The organism is Halobiforma nitratireducens JCM 10879, from assembly GCF_000337895.1.
Taxonomy (GTDB): domain Archaea; phylum Halobacteriota; class Halobacteria; order Halobacteriales; family Natrialbaceae; genus Natronobacterium; species Natronobacterium nitratireducens.
In genome coordinates, this window is sequence record NZ_AOMA01000170.1 from 16,724 (window position 1) to 32,370 (window position 15,647).

Annotated in this window: 12 protein-coding genes and 3 pseudogenes; 7 read left to right on the plus strand and 8 right to left on the minus strand. The window is 64.4% G+C overall.

Annotated features, from left to right (window positions below; translation table 11 throughout):
* Positions 1–86: 86 nt before the first annotated feature.
* Positions 87–1,952, minus strand: a complete 1,866-nt coding sequence (locus tag C446_RS15855) for a rhomboid family intramembrane serine protease (protein ID WP_006674150.1) — start codon at positions 1,950–1,952, stop codon at positions 87–89.
* 127 nt (positions 1,953–2,079) lie between these two features.
* Between C446_RS15855 and C446_RS15860 the strand changes: the two genes are divergently transcribed.
* Positions 2,080–2,364 (plus strand): DNA-directed RNA polymerase subunit L, encoded by a 285-nt coding sequence (locus C446_RS15860; protein ID WP_006674151.1) that lies wholly within the window; start codon positions 2,080–2,082, stop codon positions 2,362–2,364.
* Between the two features lie 473 nt (positions 2,365–2,837).
* Here C446_RS15860 and C446_RS15865 read toward each other — a convergent pair whose 3' ends face one another.
* The 4 genes from C446_RS15865 to C446_RS15880 all read right to left on the minus strand — a co-directional run bounded on the left by C446_RS15865 (position 2,838) and on the right by C446_RS15880 (position 6,921).
* Positions 2,838–3,683, minus strand: coding sequence for a hypothetical protein (locus C446_RS15865; RefSeq protein ID WP_006674152.1), 846 nt, complete (start codon positions 3,681–3,683; stop codon positions 2,838–2,840).
* Positions 3,684–3,778: 95 nt separating this feature from the next.
* Positions 3,779–4,594, minus strand: a complete 816-nt coding sequence (hisF, locus tag C446_RS15870; RefSeq protein ID WP_006674153.1) for an imidazole glycerol phosphate synthase subunit HisF — start codon at positions 4,592–4,594, stop codon at positions 3,779–3,781.
* Between the two features lie 108 nt (positions 4,595–4,702).
* Positions 4,703–6,112 carry a hypothetical protein gene (locus C446_RS15875; protein WP_006674154.1) on the minus strand — a complete coding sequence of 470 codons (1,410 nt, stop codon included), beginning with the start codon at positions 6,110–6,112 and terminating at the stop codon, positions 4,703–4,705.
* Positions 6,109–6,921, minus strand: coding sequence for a hypothetical protein (locus C446_RS15880; protein WP_006674155.1), 813 nt, complete (start codon positions 6,919–6,921; stop codon positions 6,109–6,111). The genes C446_RS15875 and C446_RS15880 overlap by 4 nt, the downstream gene beginning before the upstream one ends.
* Before the next feature lie 315 nt (positions 6,922–7,236).
* Between C446_RS15880 and C446_RS15885 the strand changes: the two genes are divergently transcribed.
* Positions 7,237–7,431, plus strand: a complete 195-nt coding sequence (locus C446_RS15885; protein ID WP_006674156.1) for a DUF7550 family protein — start codon at positions 7,237–7,239, stop codon at positions 7,429–7,431.
* A gap of 15 nt (positions 7,432–7,446) precedes the next feature.
* On the opposite strand, the gene C446_RS15890 is transcribed toward C446_RS15885, so the two are convergent.
* Positions 7,447–7,677 carry a ribbon-helix-helix domain-containing protein gene (locus C446_RS15890; protein ID WP_005579832.1) on the minus strand — a complete coding sequence of 77 codons (231 nt, stop codon included), beginning with the start codon at positions 7,675–7,677 and terminating at the stop codon, positions 7,447–7,449.
* Positions 7,678–7,928: 251 nt separating this feature from the next.
* Positions 7,929–8,228, minus strand: coding sequence for a hypothetical protein (locus C446_RS15895; RefSeq protein WP_006674157.1), 300 nt, complete (start codon positions 8,226–8,228; stop codon positions 7,929–7,931).
* Between the two features lie 266 nt (positions 8,229–8,494).
* Between C446_RS15895 and C446_RS15900 the strand changes: the two genes are divergently transcribed.
* The 4 genes and pseudogenes from C446_RS15900 to menD form a co-directional block, all read left to right on the plus strand.
* On the plus strand, positions 8,495–9,097 hold the full coding sequence (locus tag C446_RS15900) for a sulfite oxidase-like oxidoreductase (RefSeq protein WP_006674158.1): 603 nt from the start codon (positions 8,495–8,497) through the stop codon (positions 9,095–9,097).
* Between the two features lie 32 nt (positions 9,098–9,129).
* A pseudogene (locus tag C446_RS15905) lies at positions 9,130–10,720 on the plus strand (isochorismate synthase); the annotation flags it as partial.
* 14 nt (positions 10,721–10,734) lie between these two features.
* A pseudogene (locus C446_RS20315) lies at positions 10,735–11,082 on the plus strand (thiamine pyrophosphate-binding protein); the annotation flags it as partial.
* 19 nt (positions 11,083–11,101) lie between these two features.
* A pseudogene (gene menD / locus C446_RS20845) lies at positions 11,102–12,803 on the plus strand (2-succinyl-5-enolpyruvyl-6-hydroxy-3-cyclohexene-1-carboxylate synthase); the annotation flags it as partial.
* A 15-nt stretch (positions 12,804–12,818) separates the two neighbouring features.
* Here menD and C446_RS15925 read toward each other — a convergent pair.
* Complete coding sequence (locus tag C446_RS15925; protein WP_006674159.1) at positions 12,819–13,799, minus strand: J domain-containing protein; 981 nt, start codon at positions 13,797–13,799, stop codon at positions 12,819–12,821.
* 1,091 nt (positions 13,800–14,890) lie between these two features.
* Between C446_RS15925 and C446_RS18270 the strand changes: the two genes are divergently transcribed.
* Positions 14,891–15,367 (plus strand): hypothetical protein, encoded by a 477-nt coding sequence (locus C446_RS18270; protein WP_083861153.1) that lies wholly within the window; start codon positions 14,891–14,893, stop codon positions 15,365–15,367.
* The last annotated feature ends 280 nt before the right edge of the window (positions 15,368–15,647 follow it).

Here is a 15,647-nt window from a genome sequence, read left to right on the forward strand (position 1 = left end):
GAAACGTCCACGTACAGCCGACTGTCTCCCATCGAAACCATCTCGCCTCGCGTCCGCGAAACGGCTCGTGCCGTTCCAGGCAGGAATCAGTTGTACGTCTCTTCGGTCGCGACCGTAACGACCGTTCCGTCGCTGACAGCGTAAACCGCGTCGTCCTCGCGTTCGAACTCCAGGCTGGCGGCGTCGGTCGTCTCGTCGGGACCGGGGATGGGTGCGCGTTCGACGACATCGGACTCGTTCTCGCGCACCTCGAGGCCGAACTCGCCGCCCTCGGAGACGACGGTGACGATCCTGTCGTCGACCCGGACGTTCGCCTGCGAGGCGTCGGATTCGAAGACGACGTCTTCGGGATCGCTAGATTCCCCCATCCGGACCTGGTAGACGGGATCGTTCCCGACGGGCTCCCAGCCAGCACGTTCGACGTGGACGGTCTCGCGCCAGCCGGGACCTCCAACCGTGACCGTCTCCGTGCCGACGAACCCGAGATGCTGGGCGGTGACTGCTTCCATCCAGATGTTTCGGTCCTCGCTGGCGACGATGACGCCGCTGGCCTCGAGCCCGTCGCTTAGGTCTTCGATACCGAAGTCGGAAACGAGTTCGTTCTCGACATCCTCGGCGTACTCGATCGTGTAGTCCTCGATTTCGATCGCCGACTCGGGGGAGTGGGCCGTCCCGTCCAGCGCGAGGACGTTCACCGGGATCGCCATGCCGGCGAGGACCGCGAGCACGAGGAGAACGCCGACGAAGGCAGCCCCGCGCCTGCGGACGCCGGAGACGCGCGTGCTCCGGTCGTTCCGGTAGCGGCCGGCGAGGGCGGCGATTCGATCGACCCGTCCCTGCGGTGTCCGGTCGCTGGCGCTTGGTCCCGCCTCGGCGTCCGAACCGGACCACCGGTCGATCGCCCTCGTCGCGATCTCGAGGGGGCGGTCGACCGGCTCGGACCCGTTTCGCAACCGGGCGAGCCGCCGCGAGAGCCGTCGCGGGACGACCGGTCGATCCGACCCCGTCAGTGCGACGGTGATCACCAGCGCGAGGACGGCGACGATGGCGACGCCGGGTCCCTGGAAGAGATAAAAGGAGTTGCCCTCGCCGAACCAGTAGATCTGGTGGAGCCCCCGCGAGATCGCGTAGACGAGGATCGCGACCCAGACGGCAAGTGGGTCGGGTCGCTTGCCGCGACGCTCGAGGAGGGCGATGCCGAGCACCAGCCCGATGACGAACCCGAGGGCGTGGCCCTGGATGGCGATACCGGCCCAGGAGGGAGCCGTCGGCGGGCTCGGCTCGGCGACGTAGACGTGAATCGGTGTCCGGAGGGCGCTGTAGACGGTGGTGAGAACGCCCTGGACGCCGATCGTCGCGACGAGCGTCACGATCGGGTAGTGGACGATCGCGAAGGCGACGAACGCGAAGACGACACCGGAGAAGCCGATCACTGGGCCGAGCGAGAACAGGCTCGTGAGGAGGCCGATCCCGATGACGACCGCCGGGAAGACGACCAGCGCGCGAAGCCAGGGGTCCGTTCGGAGCCGCGTTCGCAGCCCCGAGCCCCTCGAGTCGTCGTTTCCGTCGTGCGGATAGTGTCCCCAGGCGTACTCGGCAAGCGGCGCGGCGACGACGGTTCCCGCCAGATTGCTGATCAGGTGTCCCGAACTCGCATGAGAGAACGAGCCCGTCAGCATGCCAAGCGGGTAGAAGTACGACCACGACCGGTAGGGGATCGTGACCGGATCGGAGAAATCGGAGATGCCGTCCTGGACGAAGAGATAGACACAGAGGACGAACGCGATCACGACCAGCGTACCCCAGGGAACACCCAGCACGAGCCGCTCGCCGGCGATTTCCCGCCAGCGGCGTTCGGGTTCGGAGAGGCGACGGACGACGACGATCGACGCCACGAGGGTGATCGCGACCCCGGCCGCGAGCGCCCCCGAGAGCGTCCCGGGAGAGAGCATATCCCTGTGGTTCGACCGAAGCCGTATAGGGGTTACCTTCGGCCTTCCCGACGGACGACTGTAAACGCCGCTGTGGCGCGAAGCCGGCTTCGAAAGGTACAAGCAGCCGACGACCGGATTCGATGACATGGAACTGCGGGTCACCGAGCGCACGGACGACGAACTCTCGATCGAGATCGCCGGCGAGGATCACACCTTTATGAACGTCCTCAAGGGTGCCCTGCTCGAGCACGAGGACGTGAGCGCGGCGACGTACGACGTGAACCCCGAACAGTCGGGTGGACAGACGGAACCGATTCTGACGGTCAAGACCGAGGGCGACGTCGATCCGATCGACGCCCTCGAGGAAGCAGCAAGCGACGTTCGCGATAAGGCGACCTCGTTCCGCGACGCCTTCGAGGCCGCGGCGTAGGACCGCTGGGCCCGTCGGTTTACTTCGTTCTCGTCGGCGGTCGGCTCGATCGATTCCGGGCCCGAACTCGAACTCGAACTCGAACTCGAAGTGCTCGTCGGACCGGACAGAGACACCGACCGTTAGCGACGCGACCGGGACACACCGATCGCTGACGGCCCCAGACCCAGGCCTCAAGTCCAGCCCCCTGCCTCAAGCCCCAGCCCGAACGGACGAACGACGGTTGCCGTCGCTTTCGCAGCCCGAGCCGTGTCGGCGCTCTCGCTCCGTTCCGCTCCGTTGCTTTCGCCCGCCGAAACCGCACTCGAGGCTCGAGCGTCCTCCGCTTCGCTCGAGACGATCGACACGCCGTTACGAACGCGAGGGGGGTGTCCGTCTCGCGTGCCAGCACCGACGGAATCAGGCAGACTCCGACTCCTCCGACCTGAAAAACAGCCGAGTAGGCACTTCTACAGCGGCTTCAGCGACCCGCTTCAGCACGTCGCGTAGGCGACGTAGACAGTTCCGTCCACGGCGTGCAGATCGACGCCCTCGCCCGCCGCGTCGCCGCCTGTGATCTCGACTGCGATGTCGGAGGCGAGCAACTGATCGACGACGGCGTCGGCCAACGCCCCTTCGCTGGCGAACTCCTCGCCCGCGTTGGCGATGGCGACTCGATCGCTGCGGTACTCGGCCGAACAGCCAACGCCGAAGTCGTCGAGGCCGACGGGCTCCGGATCGGCGTCGCCGTACTCGGCTGCGACGAACCCACGGTTCGTATACTCCGCTACCGACGCGAGCCCGTCGTCGTAGTTTCGCGGCGACTCACGTTCGGCCTCGAGCCGGTCGTGAATCTCCCCTTCGGTCGCCTCGAGGTCGAGGCCGGCGGCCTGACTGCCGTCGCCGGGGGCGTCGGGTGGAGACGGCGTGCCGACCCCCGGAACGATCGAGGCCGGAACGATTCCGGTCGCGAAAAGCAGAAAGACGACGCCGAGAACGGCAAAGACCGGGAGGTAGGGTTTGGCGACCTCGAGCCAGCCCGGCGTGTCGAGTTCGCGCTCGACGTCGTCGTAGGTCTGCTCGGTCTTCTCGAGTTCGGGGTTGCCACACCGCGAACACGGTGGGTTGTTCTTGACGTGCTCACGGCCGCAGTTGGGACACTCCCAGACGTAAGTCGTCCCGGTGTCGACGGTTTTCGTCGACGGTGACTGTGCGGCCGCTCTGTCTCTGTCTTCGCCCTCCTGGACGATGGCCTTCTCGAACTTGTTGTGCCCGCAGCTATCACAGGGCGGGTCGTTTTCCTCGTGTGGTTTGCCACACCACGTGCACCGCCACTTCACTGATAGAAGGGGTCGACTGCGAGGAAATAAGCGTGTTGGAACGCCGAACGAACGCGGTCGCCCTCGCGGGTCCGATCAGGTCGGACGGAGACGGTTTACAGCCGAACCGGGACCCCACGCTCGTCTAAGTGCTCTTTCGTCTCCGCGATCGAGTACTCGTCGAAGTGGAAGATCGAGGCCGCAAGCCCCGCGTCCGCGCCGGCTTCGGTGAATACGTCGTACATGTCCTCCGGCCCTCCACAGCCCGAGGAGGCGATGACGGGCGTATCGACGACGTCACAGACCGCCTCCGTCAGCGGAAGGTCGTAGCCGTCCTTGGTGCCGTCCTTGTCGATCGAGTTGACGAACAACTCGCCTGCGCCGCGGGATTCGGCTTCCGCGGCCCACTCGAGGACGTCGATGCCCGTCCCTTCCCGGCCGCCTTTCTTCGTACACTCGAACCAGCAGGACTCGCCGTCGACCTCGACGTAGTGTTCGCCTTCTTCGTCGAACCGACGCCGGGCGTCGACGCTGATGACGATACACTGGCTGCCGAAGGCCGACGCGCCCTCGTTGACCAGTTCCGGACGCTCGAGTGCGCCGGTGGTGATCGAGACCTTGTCCGCGCCGGCCCGCAAGGTTTCCTTGATGTCGTCGGTCGTACGGATGCCGCCACCGACGGTAAGGGGAATGAAGACCTCGTCGGCGACGTCGCGGACGACGTCGAGCATCGTCTCTCGTCCCTCCGCGGAGGCGGTGATGTCGAGGAAGACGAACTCGTCGGCTCCGGACTCGTTGTAGGCTTTGGCCATCTCGACCGGATCGCCGGTGTACTCGAGGTCCTCGAAGTTGACGCCGGTGTAGACCGCAGGATTGCCGTCCTCGTCGATGTCGACGTCGATACAGGGGATGATTCGCTTGGTCAGTGCCATATGGTGTAGTCGGTGCCGGTGGTTCGAACCGAGGGTAGTAAAGGGGTCTGGATCGGGCGATTCCGTCCGTTACTGACCGGCCCGACGAGGACGAACCGAGCCCCAGGCTCACTCGAGCAGCCGTCCGCGGAACGCCTCGAGTGCGTCCGGCAGCGCCTCGAGCTGGGCCCGGTAGCGTACGTAGTCGCGGTACTGGCTGCGCAGCGAGACGTTGGTATCCGGACTCCGGTCGGCTGCGCGGCGGACGCCGTCGTCGACCCACCCGACCGATCGCAGCCTCTCCGCGAGGGCGTACGCGCCGAGCGACGGTGCAGTGGCTCGTTCGCCTGCGATCTCGCTGTTTCTGACCGTCTCGGCGGCCTCGAGTGCGGCCGAGCGTTCCGCCAGCACGTCCTCGACCGTCGGCTCTGCGAGTTCGCCGTCGGCAACCCGGTCCCGAACCGTCTCGAGGGCCCGGTACGCGACTTCGAACTCGAGGGCCCGGTAGAGGCCCGTCGCCCAGTCCGCGTCGTCCCGCGCGTCGGCCATTCCGTCTCGTGCTCTGTCGATCGGCTGACCGGCACGCCAGACGAGAAACTCGAGGATCGAATCGTCGAGGTCGCCGAGGCCGATCTCCTCGAGCCAGCCGTCGTTCTGCCGTGGCACGTCGGCCGCATCCGCGGCTTCGATCGACTGTTCGAGAGCGCCTTCGAAGACCGGCGCGAGGTCGGCAGCGTCGTCGCCGCCGTACTGGGACCGATACCGCTCCTCGAGGTGGTCCCAGACGTCGACTGTCGCCGTAGTGTGCTCGAGCGTACTCGCGCTCTCACCGGTCTCGAGTACGTCGTCGCTCGCGGAGACGCCCCACCGCTCGAGCGTTCGGGTCCCACTCCGTAGGTCCGACTCGCGTCGAAAGGCGTACAGGACAGTCCGGAGGCGTCCCTCGCCCGTCTCCGGGCCACGATAGTCGATCGCCCGGTAGCGGTCCTGCGTTTCCGTTCGGGCGGCGCTGTACTCGTCCCGAAGCTCGGCGACCAGTTCTTCGCGGTCCGCGCCGATCGCGAGCCAGCTCGTCGCGGCGTGGCGGGCCGCTTCGCGGGCCTCGCGGCTCTGCCGGTAGGCACGGTATCGGTCCGTGCCAGTCGCGTCCGCGAGCTCGTCTCTCCTCGCCGTCGCCTCGTCGCGTTGCTCGCCGATCTCGGCACGGACGACGCCGTTTGGCACGTCGTCGGGGGTCAGGCTCTCGGGGACCTCGGCGACCAGCGACGCGACGCGCTCGAGGGCGTCGTCGACGGCCGCCGGGGCGGGTTCGACGGGGACAGGCCACCGGACCTCGGGAGGTGTCAACTCCGTTTCCACGAGGACATCGTCGACCTCGCTCGCCGCAAACTGGACCGACGTGTCCGAGTCGTCCATACCGGGAAGTTCGCTACAGCCGGCGAGGACTGCTCCGGTCGCGGTCCCGACGCCCGTGAGAAACGCCCGCCGGCTCGAGTTGGTGAGTCCGCTCGAGCTTCGGCCGGAATCGTGCGGCGTCATCCGTCGTTTCCTCCCTCGGAGACGGTCGCGTTCGGCTGGCGGTCCGTGATCGAACTCGAGGCGTTTGCCTCGACGGCGTCGGTGCCGTGGTCGTCGCTCTCCGTTCCGTCGGCGTCGAAGCCACGCTCGTCGACCGCCGACGGCGGACAGGAGGCACTTTCGGAGTACCCGCCCCCCAGTGGGCGCTCGGAGTAGGCACGGTCGAGACGAACGACGGTGACATCCATCACCTCCACGTCCGCCTCGCACGGTGTCGTGGGCGGTTTCAGCCGTCGACAGAACTGCCCGCGTGCCCTGTCTTCTTCCGTCTCGACCCCCAGCAGCCGTCGGTCGTAACAGTCCTCGATCGTCGACTGGTAGATGACGATCGACTGGGTTTCAAAGTCGGTGTCGGCCACGAACGCACGAACGTCGCTCTCGTCCTCGTCTGACAGTTTCGGGTCGATCCAGAGTGTCTCGGCGTCGTCCTCGTCGATGACGTACAGCGCCGGCGGCTCGTACAGTGTGTGGGACGGATCGTCCTCGTCGCTTTCCCGAACCTCCTGGGCTTCTTCTGTCGACCGGTAGACGACGCGCTCGCCGTCGCTCGAGCGGACGACCAGCGTCTCGTGATCGGTCGTAAACTCCGAGGGCGACTTCGGGACGTCGGTAGCCGACTCGGACCGGTCGGTCGCTTCGTCGTCGCGTTCGGATTCGTTTCTCTCTCCCGGCTCACCGGAGCAACCGGCGAGTGCGGCCGCGAGACCACCGCCTACCGTGGCGATGACTCGCCGACGGGACTGCAGTCGACATCCGAAGGTGGAGGGCATCAGCCCCACACTCGTCGCTGAAGTGGTAAATATTTCCGGGTGACACGACGTCGCAACCCCCCTGAGGACACGAGCCTCATACGGTTTCCTGTCGTCAACTGCCGCCGATCGCCGGCCCCGTTCTGGCGATCGGGGGTACGTATAGTCGCCACTGCACGTCAGTGCGCACCTGCTCGCCAGACGGATCGGCGATCAGTGTGCAAATCGTAATCGTTGCAGTCGGGACTATAGTTACAGCAATGCGTCTCCCCCACCGACCGTCACCGCTCTCTGCGTGTAGGTGTTTTTAAGACCTCGAGGCGACAACGTCCGTGCATGGCAGACGACACCGAGACCGGTACGGAGACCGATCACGACTCGGCCGCCGACGTCGGTCACGACCTCGCGGCCGAACGGACGACTGCACCGATGAGCGACTACTCCTCGCGGGCCGTCGGGATCGGCTTTCTCGTCTTGCTCGTCGGGGCGATGATCGCCTTTGGCGTTCCGCTCGGCGTGTTCGGACTGTAAGCGGAAAATAGGGGGCTAGAAGACGTACTCGTCGTCGTGGCCCATCATACCGTCGTCTTCGAGGCCGGTGCCGCCACCGGTGGTTCCTTCTTCTTCGTCCATCGGCCCGCTGGTCTTGTAGGCTTTGATGCCCGTCGACAGGAGGTCCTCGATCGCCTCCTCGCGGTTGACGAACTCACCGCGCTCGACCATCTGGGCGATCTGCATCTCGAGGTGTTCCGGGATGGTGATCTCTACTTTCGGCATCTGATTCCGCTTTCGGCGAGGGGGTATTTAGGTTTGACGGGGAACAAACACGGATCGAAAAACGGTGGTGGTGGACCATCCTCGGCCCCGTCGGACCCAACGATCCCGTCCGTCGGTTCGGGCGACTCCGCGATTCCCACGCGGTGACGATCGGCAGTGTCGACTTTCCGGCGATCCTTCGAGAACGACCACGCAGGCCCGCGTCCGTGTGGCCGAAACGGGACGGCCAAGGTCAAGCCCAGAGATCAGCGTTAGCGGTTGCCCATCATCGAGTCGATGGCGTTTCGCAGTGTCGTCCCCGGCTGGGTGATCGACTGGAGCTTGTTGAGTATCTTCCGCTGATTGAAGTAACTCGCGAACGCGAGGATCGTCGGCGGCCAGAGGCCGATGAACGCGCCGAGCTGGCGCTCCCCGCGGATAAAGAAGTAGTAAAGCGAGAGGCCGACGGATGCCGCCGACGCGATGGCCGCGGGCCCCATCGCTTCTTCGCTGACTTCTTCCGCTGCCTGTTCCGTGACGTCCCGTTCGGGTATCTGTTGTCTGCTCGCCATACAGATGTGCGTCGTCGAGACCGTACTAAGGGATGGCGAGGGTTTCGTGAGGTATCCCCCGACTTGTGACGAGGGACCGACCGTTTCGAACCGTTTCGAACCGTTTCGATTCCACCACGGGGACGGAAATACCGCGTTACACACCCCAACCGTCCCACTCGAGCGGAATCGTCGTCACTCGGAGCCGGACGCTGCTGGGGGAGGGTGGGGTCTTCGGTCGAGTCGGAAGGCGTCACATCTACAGTCGTCCCCACCAACCTACGGGTATGACTGACGACGTCACCGACGTCACGGATCTCTATCAGGAGTTCGGCGACGATCGGCTCCCGCCAGGACAGCGTGAAACGACCGAGTTTCCGGTTCTCTCCAAGAGCGGAACGCCCGACTGGGACCTCGACACCTGGGAGTTCACCGTCACCGGCGCGGTCGAGGAAGAACTGACGTTCTCCTGGGAGGAGTTTCGCGACCTGCCGAGCGACCGCCAGCGCCAGGACTTTCACTGTGTGACCGGCTGGAGCAAGTTCGACTGCGAGTTCGTCGGCGTCTCCTTCCCCGAACTCGCCGAGCGAGCCGGCGTCCACGACGAGGCCTGCCACGTCCTGTTTTCGGCGCTTGACGGGTACACGACCGATCTGCCACTCGAGGACTGTCTCCGCGAGGAGGTCCTGTTCGCGTGGGCGTTCGATGGCGAGGACCTGCCTGCCGACCACGGCGGCCCCCTCCGGGTCGTGACGCCACACAAGTACGCCTACAAGGGCGCGAAGTGGGTCGACGGCGTCGAGTTTCTCACCGAACCGGAACTCGGCTACTGGGAACGCCGTGGCTACTCGGAGACGGCCAACCCCTGGGAAGAGGAGCGATATAGTTAGGCTGAAGGCGCGCCGGTCCTGAACTGTGCTCGATGGACAGGACGTCGGGTGAGGGTCGGGCCACGAACCGCCGAGCGATGGCCGACGCCGAGCGAGAGACGGATGCCGAAGTCGAGTCCCGGACCGAGACCACGGCGGTTCCGGCGGGAACTCCCGAACTCGTCGCCCGGAGTCGGACACTCGAGGACGTCTCCTTCGGAGCGATCGTCGACGCCGACATCGGTATCGAGTGCCGTGATACCGACGGCATCACCGACTCCGAAGCCGAACTCGAAACCGACCGAGCACACACGCGCATCCAGTGGGCGACCCCCGACGGCCTCGAGGTCGTCGGACGGGGCGTCACGGCCCGCATCGCGGCGTCCGGACCGGACCGGTTCGACGCCGTTCGTCGACGCGCGAAGCGACTGTTCGCCGACCTCGACCACGACGGCCCCGAGGTCGCCCGCCCGCGTGCGTTCGGCGGGTTCGCGTTCCACGACGAACACGACCCAGACGCCGACCCCTGGACCGGGTTCGACGCCGCGTCGTTCGTGGTTCCGCAACTCCTCGTGGTCAGAAGCGACGAAGGCACCTGGCTGACCGCGATCGGCCAGACCGCCGCGGAGGCGGCCGACCGCCTCGAACGCTGGGACGACCGGCTGTCGGAGCTTCCTTCGATGCGCCCGAGCGGGTCCGGCCCCGGCGTCGTCGACACTCATCGTAGCACCACGCCCGAACAGTGGGCCGGCCAGGTCGAGACCGCACTCGAGCGGATCGACGCGGGGCGGCTCACCAAGGTCGTCCTCGCGCAGGCGCTATCGGTCGACCTCGCGGAAGAACTGGACGTCGCGGCGACCCTCGAGCGCCTGCGCCGTCGGTACCCGAACTGCTATCGATTCCTCGTCGGTGACGAGGTCAGCGGAACGTTCTTCGGGGCACCACCGGAGCGACTGGTAGCAAAGCGCGGCGATTCGGTCGAAACCGAAGCGCTGGCCGGCTCCGTCCCTCGCGGGGAAACCCCCGAGGAGGACGACGAACACGCCGAAGTGCTGTTCGACAGCGACAAGGTCCAGCGCGAACACGGGCTCGTCGCCGAGTCGATCCGCAACCAGCNCCGGCTCCGTCCCTCGCGGGGAAACCCCCGAGGAGGACGACGAACACGCCGAAGTGCTGTTCGACAGCGACAAGGTCCAGCGCGAACACGGGCTCGTCGCCGAGTCGATCCGCAACCAGCTCGAGCCGCTCGCCCGCGAACTGACGATCGCCGACCAGTCGGTCCGGAAGCTGGCGACGATCCAGCATCTCCGGACGCCGATCGAGGCCGAACTCGACGCGGACCACCACGTTCTCGAACTCGTCGAGGCGTTGCATCCGACGCCGGCCGTCGGCGGGGTTCCACCGTCGACCGCCTGGGAGACGATTCGGGAGACCGAGGACTTCGATCGTGGCTGGTACGCCGCGCCGATCGGCTGGTTCGACGGCGACGGCGACGGCGAGTTCGCCGTCGGCATCCGCTCGGGACTCGCTCGCGGGGACGAAATCTCCCTCTTTGCGGGCAACGGGATCGTCGCCGATAGCGACCCCGACGACGAGTGGGACGAAGTGCAGTTGAAGCTGCGATCCATTCTGGACGAACTCCGGTAACAGACTCGACGATGACCGACCCCAACTCGAGCGAGCGTGCGGCCCCGAACCCCGCCACCCTCTGGGGCCGCACCCTCGCCGACGAACTCGCCGCCGGCGGCCTCGAAGCCGTCTGTATCGCTCCCGGAAGTCGATCGACGCCGCTGACCGTCGCGTTCGCCGAGCACCCGGAAATCGAGGTCTACTCACACCTCGACGAACGCTCCGGCGGCTTCTTCGCGCTCGGCCGCGCACGCCGAACGGGCAAGCCGACGGCGCTGATCTGTACCTCGGGTACTGCCGCGGCGAACTACCACCCCGCGGTCATCGAAGCGAACCAGGCTCGCGTCCCGTTGCTCGTCCTCACCGCGGATCGGCCACCGGAACTGCGTGACAGNGATCTGTACCTCGGGTACTGCCGCGGCGAACTACCACCCCGCGGTCATCGAAGCGAACCAGGCTCGCGTCCCGTTGCTCGTCCTCACCGCGGATCGGCCACCGGAACTGCGTGACAGCGGCGCGAACCAGACGATCGATCAGACCAAGCTCTACGGCGACGCCGTCCGGTGGTTCGCCGAACTGCCGGAGCCGGAAGCCGACGAACGAAAGGTACGGAGCCTCCGGACCACCGCTGCGCGAGCGCTCGCCGAGACGGGCGGCCCCGAACCCGGACCGGTCCACCTGAACTGTCCGTTCCGCAAACCGCTCGAGCCGACCGACCTTCCGGGCTCCGTCCCCGAGCCGTTCGCCGAGACGACGGCTGCTCGAGGGCGAGACGGTCCCTTCGTCGCGACCGACAGCGGTGATCTCGAACTCGAAGCCGAGCAGGTGCGCCCGCTCGCGGCAGCGCTGGCGAACGCCGAGCGGCCACTAATCGTCGCCGGACCCGCCGACCCAGCGGACCTGCGTGCCCTCGAGCCCGAACCCGTCGTCGACCTCGCGGAACGGGTCGGCGCACCGATCCTCGCGGACCCCCTGTCTGATCTGCGGTTCGGCGCTCACGTCGACTCCGATGGACCGATCTACGGTGGGTACGACGCGTACGCGAGCGACATCGTCGACCCCGATGTCGTCCTCCGATTCGGCGCGTCGCCCACGTCGAAGCCGCTTCNCCGATGGACCGATCTACGGTGGGTACGACGCGTACGCGAGCGACATCGTCGACCCCGATGTCGTCCTCCGATTCGGCGCGTCGCCCACGTCGAAGCCGCTTCGCCACGCACTGCGTGACGCGGACGCCCGACAGTTCCTCATCGATCCCGCCGGCGCGTGGCGTGAGGCTACCTTCACCGCGACGGACCTGCTCACTGTGCGGCCCGGATCGGTCGTTGCGGCGACACTCGAGGCGCTCGATCACCTCGAGGACGAATCCGGCGGGAGCGATACCGACGGTGAGTGGCGTGCCCGGTTTGACGCAGCCGAGCGTCGCCACTGGGAGGTCTGTGACGACGCCCGAACCGCCGCGAGTCTCGAGGGGGACCCCTTCGAAGGGGCTATCCTCGTCTCGGTCTTCGAGCGGGCTCCCAACCGGGCGACGATCTTCGTTTCGAACAGCATGCCAGTCAGAGACGCTGATCGGTTCGGCCGGCCCCGTAGCGCCGATCTGACTGTCCTCTCGAATCGCGGCGCGAGCGGGATCGACGGCATCACGAGCACGGCGCTGGGAGCCGGCAGCGCCGCCGGCGATGAACCGCTCGTGCTCGTTACCGGCGATCTCTCCTTCTACCACGATTCCAACGGGTTGCTCGCGATCGACCGCTGTGGGGTCGACGCGACGATCGTCCTGCTGGACAACGACGGGGGCGGCATCTTCCACAAACTCCCGATCGAGGCGTTCGATCCTCCCTTCACGGACCAGTTCAAGACGCCACACGGCCTCGAGTTCGCTGCTCTCGCGGAACTGTACGGCCTCGAGTTCGAGTCGGTCACCCCGGCCGAATTCGATGCGGCCTACGAGCGGTCGCTCGAGCAAGAAGGAACACAGGTACTTTCGGTCGCGTTCGATGCCGAAGCGAGTCATCGCCGTCGCGAGTCGCTGAAAGCGACGGTGATCGACGCTCTCGAGGACGAGGGCGAGGACGAGGGCGATGGCGTCGAATAGCCACCCGTCCGCTCGTCACGGGCGCAGTGCCCACCAGACCGCGACCGCGTAGCCAAGCGGGACCCAGACGAGCCCGATCGCTATCATTCCACGTAACGAAGTCGGCGAGAGAAGCGGCGTCCAGTGAGCCACCGCCGGGAGGACGACCCCCCAGGTGCCAAACACCGCCGTCGCGACGCGCGGGAACGTCAGTGTGTAGGCGACGAGCGCGAGCGTACACGCTGCGACGATTCCGTTGATTCCGAGCGGGAATGCCGGTGTCACAGTCGAGTACACCAACAGCGGGTACAGCACCCAGATGCAGGCAAGCGTCACCGCCGCAGCCTGGGTAAACGGCCGTCCCTCCCACTCGAAGTGGATTTCACCGTTCCAGTCGTGGACGGTGTAGCCGTCGTCCGTGTCTTCGCCCGCTTCCGGTTCGTCACTCCGTGAGTTCTCGCCGGAAGCGGTCTCGGTTGCGGACCCGAATCCGGTGACCGTCTCCGTCGTTCCCGAAACCCCGGTGCTCGTTCCGGTGTGCGCTCCAGCGCTGAACCCGGCACTCGAGTCGCTGCGTTCCTGGCGGACTTCCTCTTTGACGCGTTCCCACCGGTGACGTGTGCTGGTTCCGCTACCGGCGCTGCCGGCAGTCGTCGTCGACCGTCGACTTCCCCCAGTTCCGCCGTCGGCCGAGTCCGTCCGAGTACGGTCCGTCGAGTCGGCTGCGGACGTTTCGGTTCGATCGGTCGAGTCGGCCGTTGTCCCGGTGTCCTCTAGTGTCGGTCCCCCCTCGAGTCGAACGTACGCATCGTGGCCGAGTCGGTCGTACCGGGCGCGCTCGCTTTCGTCCGAGAGGACCGACTCCGCCTCCGTGACCCGCTGAAACTCCGTGGCGGCGTCGGCATCGTCGCTCTGGTCGGGGTGGGTTTCGAGGACACGCTCTCGGTAGGCGGCTTCGATGTCCGCCTGGGTCGCGTCGGGGTCGACCTCGAGCACCTCGTAGTAGGTCTCGACCACACGGACCAGTAGGGCGTTCTGTTTGATAACGATATTGCCTTGCAACAATCAAATGAACAAGTGAAATGAATGTGGCACACTCGTACTCGAGCCAGCACAAAACAACTGATTCAGCGTCTTGGAAAGGTGGTATGTCGCCACTCGAGTCGACTGAAACTCGGCACATAAACTAATAGTTGCTATATTGAACGTGAGTCTGGCTAATGGAATACCTCTATGATAAGCACGGCTTTGTTCCAGCGATAGAGCAACCGAACCGGCTATTTAGACCATACTCTCCGATATCTGATACTGGTGACTACCAGATTCTAGAAAGAATCAAGGCTTCGTTGGTCGTCCGTGATGTCTTTCCGACCGCCGCCACGAATTGACCGTGGATCGACGATTTCCCCAGATTCGAGGCAGCATTCGATCCACTCGTCACGCTGACCGCCGTCCTCAAGATGATCGTACGGGTAGTGGGTGTCACCTTCAGTCAACCGATCAGTGACGACGCGAAGGGTTCGACGAAACATATCGTTCGTGTCCTGGTTGAGCAGCGAGGGATCGGCCAGCACCCAAACATCACCGTTCCACTCGAGATTGCGGCGATCGACATCGACTGACTTGGCGAGGTCGACTATGTCAACGTCGGTCGGTGGGTTCGCGTCTGTCTCTGGTTGCTCGAGACCGCCTGCAGCGAGCTTCCGCCAGTCATCAGCGAACTCGTGACGTTTGAGAAGTGACCAGGTCGTTAAGTTGATTTGGACGTCACAGTTGAGGAGTGCGAGCTCCCAGGCGTATCATGAGTCGCAGTCAGCCTGTACCAGTGGGCGATTGCGACACCGCTGCAACAACTCACTGAAAGATCTAACGTATTTCGGTTCAATCAGCCGAGAAACACCTCGACAGTGAGCACTTTCAGGGCATCACAGTTGACCCCCGACGAATCTGATCGAACATCATCCTACCGAACCCGCGCTTTCAGGGCATCACAGTTGACCCCCGACGTTTAGACTTAAAGGTCGACATCCTCAAGTAATCAATTCCCGGTTCAGAAACAAAGGAAACCAAGCAGAAAACATTTAGGACACTATGGACAATGGAAAAACATGAATCGGCGAACATTGCTTGCTCTAGCTAGCGCGTCTGCTGTCGTTGGTCTTTCAGGATGTACCGGTGGAGATGATGAGGAAACCAATACCGACGATGAAGAAACCGATACAGAAGAAGAGGGTGAATCAGAGGATATGTCTGGAGGATACGACTTTTCATCATGTGACTATGAACTCAACGATGAGAAGATCAATGCACCACTTGATGAGAGTCAATACAACGATCCATCAGGGGATAGCACTACCCGACCAGAATATGACGGAATCAATGTGGAAATCGGATATCAAGAGGATATCGAGGACGACGAGTTGAAAGAGTTAGAGAGTATCTTCGGACATGATGCGACTCATTCTGAGGACTCTCGAGGCTATTCGACTCCTAGAGATACTCCGATAGACAAGTGTGATGTTGCGAAACTTTCCAACAGAGATTACATTGAGTATATTGTCCCAATACCAATCGACGAGCCCTAAACAGTAATACCATACAAAATAACATATTGAAGTGGTTGAGATTATTCGCTCAACCTAACCCAGTGAAGGCGGGGATTGGCCAGTCAGTATGAATTTTTGAGGGGAAAATAGCGCGGTCGGATCCTACACTCTTTTCAAAATCACATGCTCCGTTGCGAGGTCATCTAATCCTCCTCTCAGGCGTTCACTCTACTGTTCTTCGTGAGACTTGTAGGGAATTGGACGCCGTCTTGCGATATGAAGTCAAAGCGACCGACCGTACGGCAGTGTAAGAATCTTG

Bases quoted from the DNA above. Each gene is read 5' to 3' on its own strand.
- C446_RS15880 (WP_006674155.1), bottom strand. From the start codon at position 6,921: ATGCCCTCCACCTTCGGATGTCGACTGCAGTCCCGTCGGCGAGTCATC.
- C446_RS15885 (WP_006674156.1), top strand. From the start codon at position 7,237: ATGGCAGACGACACCGAGACCGGTACGGAGACCGATCACGACTCGGCC.
- C446_RS15900 (WP_006674158.1), top strand. From the start codon at position 8,495: ATGACTGACGACGTCACCGACGTCACGGATCTCTATCAGGAGTTCGGC.
- hisF (WP_006674153.1), bottom strand. From the start codon at position 4,594: ATGGCACTGACCAAGCGAATCATCCCCTGTATCGACGTCGACATCGAC.
- C446_RS15855 (WP_006674150.1), bottom strand. From the start codon at position 1,952: ATGCTCTCTCCCGGGACGCTCTCGGGGGCGCTCGCGGCCGGGGTCGCG.
- C446_RS18270 (WP_083861153.1), top strand. From the start codon at position 14,891: ATGAATCGGCGAACATTGCTTGCTCTAGCTAGCGCGTCTGCTGTCGTT.
- C446_RS15890 (WP_005579832.1), bottom strand. From the start codon at position 7,677: ATGCCGAAAGTAGAGATCACCATCCCGGAACACCTCGAGATGCAGATC.
- C446_RS15875 (WP_006674154.1), bottom strand. From the start codon at position 6,112: ATGACGCCGCACGATTCCGGCCGAAGCTCGAGCGGACTCACCAACTCG.
- C446_RS15860 (WP_006674151.1), top strand. From the start codon at position 2,080: ATGGAACTGCGGGTCACCGAGCGCACGGACGACGAACTCTCGATCGAG.
- C446_RS15895 (WP_006674157.1), bottom strand. From the start codon at position 8,228: ATGGCGAGCAGACAACAGATACCCGAACGGGACGTCACGGAACAGGCA.